This is a genomic window from Planktothrix sp. FACHB-1355 (assembly GCF_014748295.1).
Classification (GTDB): domain Bacteria; phylum Cyanobacteriota; class Cyanobacteriia; order Cyanobacteriales; family Aerosakkonemataceae; genus Aerosakkonema; species Aerosakkonema funiforme_A.
This window is the reverse complement of the sequence record NZ_JACJUP010000369.1, coordinates 1-5,553: the sequence shown is the minus strand read 5'-3', so window position 1 is coordinate 5,553 and position 5,553 is coordinate 1. Positions and strand designations below refer to the sequence as shown.

Here is a 5,553-nt window from a genome sequence, read left to right as displayed (position 1 = left end):
CAATACATTTGTACTATCCGTGGGTAGCGATCGCACTCCTGCAAGTGCCTTAACAAAAGTTCATACAGTGTCGATTACTTTTGTCCGACTACTTACAACGATACTTACGGTCATTTGGCTGGCGATTTGTGTTTGCAACAGGTCGCGGATGCTATTCGTCGTGCTGTCAATCGTCCCATCGATTTAGTTGCTCGTTATGGCGGCGAAGAGTTTGCCGCGATCTTACCGAATACGACAGCTGAGGGTGCTGTTGCGATCGCACAAACTATCCGTGAAAACGTCAGTGCATTAAAACAAGTCCATACTGCTTCCTACGTAAGCGAGTACGTTACGGTCAGTTTGGGTGTCGCCAGTACGTTTCCTGATTCTGAGTTTTCTCCAGATCGGCTGATTGCAGCAGCTGACGAGGCCCTCTATCGCGCAAAGGCTTTGGGGCGCGATCGCTTTTTTCTTCACAATCTCGATTAAAGTTTTGCTCCCCCACTGTGAAAACGAATGGATTTTTTGTATTGTAAATCACATTACTTACGTATATCGGCAACGCAACTTTACTAAAACTTCACAAAATTGACCGATATAGGTAAGTTTGATAAAAAATTGGTAAATTTTTGCTATGGATGGATGCAGTTATTTATACATTTATACTAATCTAGATGCGAAAGCGAAAATTCAAGGTTAGCAAAAATACTTAAATAATTAGCGCTGAGGATGAAAAGTAAGCCATAATTATTCAGTAGATTTGGATTTTTTCACTCAAATATATGCGCTCTGTATAAAAGTTAACTTTGATATGTTGATTTCGCGAAGCTTAACTGTGGAGTAAAGGTATTTTCTTTTCAGAGAGTATCGATTTCAATAAGCGGAATTACTGACTACCATTTTTTTACTCAAAACTTGCAGAGGCAGTTATGATACGTAATTTTGCGCTAGGAATTGTTTGTACGGGCGTAACTCTTTTGGGAGTTGTGACTGGGCCCGTTGCCGCAGCGACATTCAATTTAGGAAATTTGATCGATAGCAACGGTAGTTTCACTGTTGGTGATAAGCTTTTCAGTGATTTTACGGCGACGATCGGTTGTCAGCCTGCGGTATGCAATCCGGCATTTGTGGGCCCGCTCGATCCCGATTCCATATCGGTAACAACACTGGACACCGGTCTGGAAGGCATACGATTCTCCGGGCCATTTTTCGCCGATGCGAACAACGCGATCGATGTGGTAATTGGCTATTCGGTAGAAGCTTTAGATCCGAATATGGCGATTAGCGATATTCATCTAGCTTTCAACGGTCAACCCATCCCTCCACCACCGATAGGCAACTCAAGAACGTCTGTGGTGGAAACGGTATTTGATGTGGATAATAATATTATTGGCCAGACGTTTGTCTCCAATCCTCCGCCCATACTTGACAATGCGATCGATCTGGATAAACCTGTGAAGAAGGCCAAAGTAGTGAAAGACATCCAACTCAAGGGTGGAACTACTGGATTGGCTACGATTTCTTTTATCGATCAGCGCATCTCTCAAACTAAGGTACCAGAACCGGGTACAGTCGGTAGTTTGGTTCTGTTCGGCTTATGCGGTATGGGTCTGATCCTGAAACGGCAGCGAGAACAAAGTGTAAATTTGCGCTTAGGGGCTGTCTCTAAGGATAACCACAAAGTCTTTAGTTAATCGAGGAAAAGAATACTGCGATCGGATTGAATACTTGTACAAAATATGCTGAACCATATTTTGTACAAGTATTCTCTAATTAAGAGGGTTCCGCTCGTTCCTACTTCCTCTTGCGGCTTGTTGTGGCAGAAATTAATCGTTCCACTCACCACGGGGGGGTACTGGCGTTCGTTGCAGGGTGCGAGTTAGGTCATCATCTCGCCGATCGCCACCTTTAAGCCATTGTCTGATGGCCGATTCAATCACCTTGCTGGGGTCATTGGTGAGGTGCTGAATTTGATCGAATAAATCTGAATCCAAGTGGATAGAAACTTCCACCTTATCATTTGAGCGATGGGTATCTAAAGCTGGTTCTTTCATTTGCAACACAATATTCTAATCGATAATGGTGGAGACCGCAAAACGCGATTAAATCAATCTGCACTGACTGCCTTGTGGGCGGGAGTTTTCAGCAATTGCTATTATGCAGCGCCTATTAATTTTTTGAACTACTTTGCCTTTTATTTAATATTGTACAGGAGCGAGCAAAAAACTGTTACGACCAAAGCTTTTAGTATAACCCATAAACGAATAAATTTATCAGGTCGTTAAACTGTGTCAATTTTTGTGTCAGCCGATCGGCCCTGGATTGCCTGTAGCGCTGGGAATGGAAGAAAGCGATCGAGAATGAAACGCGATCGGCTCTGAAAACATTAAAATATTTTAAGAAAGCTATATTACCTTTGTGCAGCGATCGCCGATCGACCTTAAAGAGAACTGTATGACTGATGTGCCCGTTGCTCGCATTCGCAATTTTTGCATTATCGCCCACATCGACCACGGCAAGTCTACCTTGGCCGATCGTCTGTTGCAAGCTACCGGAACTGTAGCCGATCGAGATATGAAAGCACAGTTCCTCGATAACATGGAGCTAGAACGAGAACGCGGTATTACCATTAAGCTGCAAGCAGCTAGGATGAACTACAAAGCCAAAGATGGGCAGCAATACGTTCTCAATCTCATCGATACCCCCGGTCACGTCGATTTCTCCTACGAGGTCTCCCGCTCTCTCGCTGCGTGTGAAGGCGCTCTGCTGGTGGTGGACGCCTCCCAAGGTGTAGAAGCGCAAACTCTGGCAAATGTTTATCTAGCATTAGAGAATAATCTCGAAATTATCCCGGTTTTGAATAAAATTGATTTACCCGGTGCCGAGCCGGAGCGGGTAAAAAAAGAAATCGAAGAAATCATAGGTTTGGATTGTAGTGGAGCGATTTTAGCTTCAGCGAAAGAAGGAATCGGGATAGACGAAATTCTCGAATCGATCGTACATTTGATACCCGCACCGCAAGATACAGTATCGCAACCCTTGCGAGCGTTGATTTTCGATAGTTATTACGACAGTTACCGAGGCGTAATAGTTTACTTCCGGGTGATGGACGGTACGGTGAAGAAAGGCGATCGCATTCGCTTGATGGCGACGGGGAAAGAGTACGAAATTGACGAGTTAGGCGTCCTTTCCCCCAACCAAATTCAAGTCGGCGAACTGCACGCCGGAGAAGTAGGCTATGTGGCGGCGGCAATTAAAGCGGTGGAAGATGCCCGCGTCGGCGATACAATTACATTGGCATACGAACCAGCCGCCGAACCTTTACCGGGATACGCGCAAGCCAAACCGATGGTATTCTGCGGGATGTTTCCCACCGATGCCGATCGATTTCCAGATTTGCGAGAAGCGTTAGAAAAATTAAAGCTCAACGACGCCGCTTTATCCTACGAACCAGAAACTTCCAGCGCAATGGGATTTGGTTTCCGCTGCGGATTCTTGGGATTGCTGCACATGGAAATTGTGCAAGAACGCCTGGAGAGAGAATACAATCTGGACTTGATTATTACCGCTCCTTCTGTAATTTACAGGGTAACGCCTGTTAAAGGAGAAATTCTCTATATCGACAATCCCAGTCATTTACCAGACCCACAACACCGGGAGAAAATCGAAGAACCCTACGTGCAAGTGGATATGATTACGCCGGAAGAATACGTGGGGACTTTGATGGAATTGTCTCAAACTCGGCGCGGCATTTTCAAGGATATGAAATATCTCACCCAAGGAAGAACCACGTTGAGTTACGAGTTACCTTTGGCGGAAGTCGTGACCGACTTTTTCGATCAAATGAAATCTCGCTCTCGCGGATATGCGAGTATGGAATATCACTTGATCGGTTATCGAGAAAATCCTTTGGTGCGTTTGGATATCTTAATCAACAACGATCCGGTAGATTCTTTGGCGATGATAGTCCACCGAGATAAAGCTTACAACGTGGGTAGAAGTTTGGTGGAAAAACTGAAAGAATTGATTCCCCGTCACCAATTTAAGATACCACTTCAAGCTGCGATCGGCAGTAAAATTATTGCCAGCGAACATATCCCCGCATTGCGAAAAGATGTGTTGGCAAAATGCTACGGCGGCGACATTTCGCGGAAGAAGAAACTGTTGCAAAAACAAGCCAAAGGTAAAAAGCGCATGAAAGCGATCGGTACTGTAGATGTACCCCAAGAAGCTTTTATGGCTGTTTTGCGTTTGGATAAAGAATAGCTTGTTTTTGGTATTGGGTAGTGACAGAGGGAAAAGGGAAATGCTCTTTTCCCTCTTTTTTTTGGTATCTTTCTGTTTGTTTCATCTCATATCCCGTAGCATCGATTGCCAAAAAATGCCTTTCTATTTGCCTTTATCTGCGTTTATCTGCGTTCATCTCTCTTCATCTGCGGTAAAAATTTAACCCCAGATTCTCACAGATAATCTTGAGCATCAGTCTGACATTACCGATGCACCGGACATGATATTAGTGGTTTGAAATGATTCTGCAACGAAAATCTTCTTTGTCTCTGTGTGAATGTTTTAATCCCTGAAAGGGATTTTGGTGGTTTGAAATGTCAAAGATTTGTTAATTCCAGTCATTGAGGATGAAGCACGTTTCAATCCCTGAAAGGGATTTTGGTGGTTTGAAATTTTGCAAACCAGGCGAGAGATTTCACAAGCTAAAGTTTCAATCCCTGAAAGGGATTTTGGTGGTTTGAAATCAAGAGATTTGCAAATTAATTATAGAATATAAAGAGTTTCAATCCCTGAAAGGGATTTTGGTGGTTTGAAATCTGCTGAATTTGTGACTGTTTCGTCAGAGCTTGTTTCAATCCCTGAAAGGGATTTTGGTGGTTTGAAATCGACTGGGGAAAACGAACCGTAGAAGCCTTAGTTTCAATCCCTGAAAGGGATTTTGGTGGTTTGAAATAATCTTGGCTGCACCCATCACAGCGTTGAATCCGGCGACGTTTCAATCCCTGAAAGGGATTTTGGTGGTTTGAAATAAATAGCGAAGTTTTTATGAATTGCATACATTGCGTTTCAATCCCTGAAAGGGATTTTGGTGGTTTGAAATTTCTTCGATATCACAAGGGAGATTGCTTTGTAGTATTCGTTTCAATCCCTGAAAGGGATTTTGGTGGTTTGAAATATATGGATTGGTGGGGAAGCGAATCAGTAAATAGCGTTTCAATCCCTGAAAGGGATTTTGGTGGTTTGAAATGCGATGATGCGGAATTTGCATTCCCATACGAGGCGGTTTCAATCCCTGAAAGGGATTTTGGTGGTTTGAAATCATGGGTTCTGCCGCTCGAACCGGGATTTCTACAGGTTTCAATCCCTGAAAGGGATTTTGGTGGTTTGAAATCAGAGTATTCTAATTTAATCAATTCCCTGACAACGTTTCAATCCCTGAAAGGGATTTTGGTGGTTTGAAATTTGTTGCTTGGCTCATACTGTCTCGAATCGCGACGTTTCAATCCCTGAAAGGGATTTTGGTGGTTTGAAATGGCAACATCCTCAAACCCAGACAGTATGAAGTTT

At 43.6% G+C, this 5,553-nt stretch carries 3 protein-coding genes, 1 pseudogene and 1 CRISPR repeat array; of the genes and pseudogenes, 3 read left to right on the top strand and 1 reads right to left on the bottom strand.

Annotation, left to right across the window (positions count from 1 at the left end):
- Nucleotides 1–81: 81 nt before the first annotated feature.
- A pseudogene (locus tag H6S82_RS16110) lies at nt 82–468 on the top strand (diguanylate cyclase); the annotation flags it as partial.
- 440 nt (nt 469–908) lie between these two features.
- The gene (locus H6S82_RS16105) at nt 909–1,673 is read left to right on the top strand and encodes a PEP-CTERM sorting domain-containing protein (RefSeq protein ID WP_190475321.1); all 765 of its coding nucleotides are present in this window, start codon (nt 909–911) and stop codon (nt 1,671–1,673) included.
- Between the two features lie 132 nt (nt 1,674–1,805).
- Here H6S82_RS16105 and H6S82_RS16100 read toward each other — a convergent pair whose 3' ends face one another.
- Nucleotides 1,806–2,033, bottom strand: a complete 228-nt coding sequence (locus H6S82_RS16100; protein ID WP_190475323.1) for a hypothetical protein — start codon at nt 2,031–2,033, stop codon at nt 1,806–1,808.
- Between the two features lie 400 nt (nt 2,034–2,433).
- On the opposite strand from H6S82_RS16100, the gene lepA reads away from it, so the two are divergent.
- Nucleotides 2,434–4,245 (top strand): translation elongation factor 4, encoded by a 1,812-nt coding sequence (gene lepA, locus H6S82_RS16095; protein ID WP_190475325.1) that lies wholly within the window; start codon nt 2,434–2,436, stop codon nt 4,243–4,245.
- Between the two features lie 225 nt (nt 4,246–4,470).
- A CRISPR array of direct repeats spans nt 4,471–5,519; the repeat unit is 37 nt; unit sequence GTTTCAATCCCTGAAAGGGATTTTGGTGGTTTGAAAT.
- Nucleotides 5,520–5,553: the final 34 nt, after the last annotated feature.